Below are 1,218 nucleotides of genomic sequence, written 5' to 3'. Positions count from 1 at the left end.
GGGCACGAAGAGTTTGAACTCCTGGGGCCGGGTGATGAGTTAAGAATAATCCCTGTGATAAGGGGTAGTAAAAGAGCTGGAGTTTTCCAGGCGTTGCTCGGAACGGCTCTGGTCGCTGCTGCCATATGGATGCCGGGAGTTAGTATCGCAGCAAGTAACCTCATGTTTTCCGTTGGTGCCGCAATGGCCGTTGGCGGTGTAGTGCAAATGCTCTCTCCTCAGGTTTCAGGTCTGCGAATGCGTCAGGAACCTGATAACAAACCCTCCTATGCGTTTGGTGGTCCCGTTAACACGACGGCATCTGGCAATCCCGTTCCCCTGCTTTATGGGCAACGGGAAATTGGCGGCGCGATTATCTCCGCCGGGATTTATGCAGAAGATCAGCAATAAGCCTCATCCCTGAGGCCGGAGAGATGTTATGGATAAACAGCTATTTTTACAGCGGTACAGCCTGGCCACTGATGATTTCAGAGTTCAGCCGTTTTGTGGTTTTCACGAGACTATCAAACATTGTTTCAAGCGAGAGCCAGGCATCTTGGATGCCATTCCCGTAAGCCTGGAAATAGATACAGAATCTGTGCCCGGTCAACTTGTTCCCGTCGGGGGTGATGTAGTCCGTTATGAGGGGGCTGATGCGGAAGGAGCCTTTTCTAAAATCGGACCTTTCTATCTGAAGGTATATCGATAATTTATCGTAAACCCATATGATTGCTTCTTTGTTTGCATTCATTTCTATCTGTCGAAGGAAAAATTCGAAGCGGCCTGTTATTCCATGTGTACACCTGAATAAGGCTGCTGATGGATCATCCTTAGGTTCTCCAGAGAGCATACAGTCAGTGCTTTCCAGGGCACTTCCTGGACCGTTTATCCATCTAATAAAATCGTAAAAATTTTGTACCGATATTTGGTCTGCGTGCTCTACAAAGTCTTCTAAATGTGTAGTGATGAGTTCGGGGTGCTCTCTAAAATTATAGTATTTCCCCGCTTTATACTGATGTCCTTCGGTTGCACCCCATGGTTGGGAACGTCTTCCGGATTCCGTTATTTCAAAGGATGACACGACAATCATTTCACTTTCCTTAACCTATTTGATCCAGACGAAAGTTTTATTTAGTAACTACAGCAAAGTATCAACATACCCAGGGCTGTAAGGAATCAACATCCTGATATTCAAACAGTAGCCACCTTAAGGTGGCTTTTTTATGGGCGAAATATGAC

Annotated in this window: 2 protein-coding genes; one reads left to right on the top strand and one right to left on the bottom strand. The window is 46.4% G+C overall.

The window, feature by feature from the left end; translation table 11 throughout:
- A partial coding sequence (locus tag ACOTX5_RS26540) for a tail assembly protein (RefSeq protein WP_252024372.1) occupies positions 1-390 on the top strand: 390 nt, incomplete at its 5' end.
- Positions 391-436: 46 nt separating this feature from the next.
- On the opposite strand, the gene ACOTX5_RS26535 is transcribed toward ACOTX5_RS26540, so the two are convergent.
- Entirely contained in the window at positions 437-1,069 is a 633-nt protein-coding gene (locus ACOTX5_RS26535; protein WP_044703935.1) for a hypothetical protein, read from the bottom strand.
- Positions 1,070-1,218: the final 149 nt, after the last annotated feature.

This window comes from Enterobacter cloacae complex sp. IR5441, assembly GCF_049238215.1.
Lineage (GTDB): Bacteria > Pseudomonadota > Gammaproteobacteria > Enterobacterales > Enterobacteriaceae > Enterobacter > Enterobacter hormaechei_C.
Note: the sequence above shows the minus strand (reverse complement) of the source record. Positions and strands in the feature narration are given on the sequence as shown.

Coding starts and splice junctions, on each gene's coding strand:
- ACOTX5_RS26535 (WP_044703935.1), bottom strand. CDS start 1,069: ATGATTGTCGTGTCATCCTTTGAAATAACGGAATCCGGAAGACGTTCC.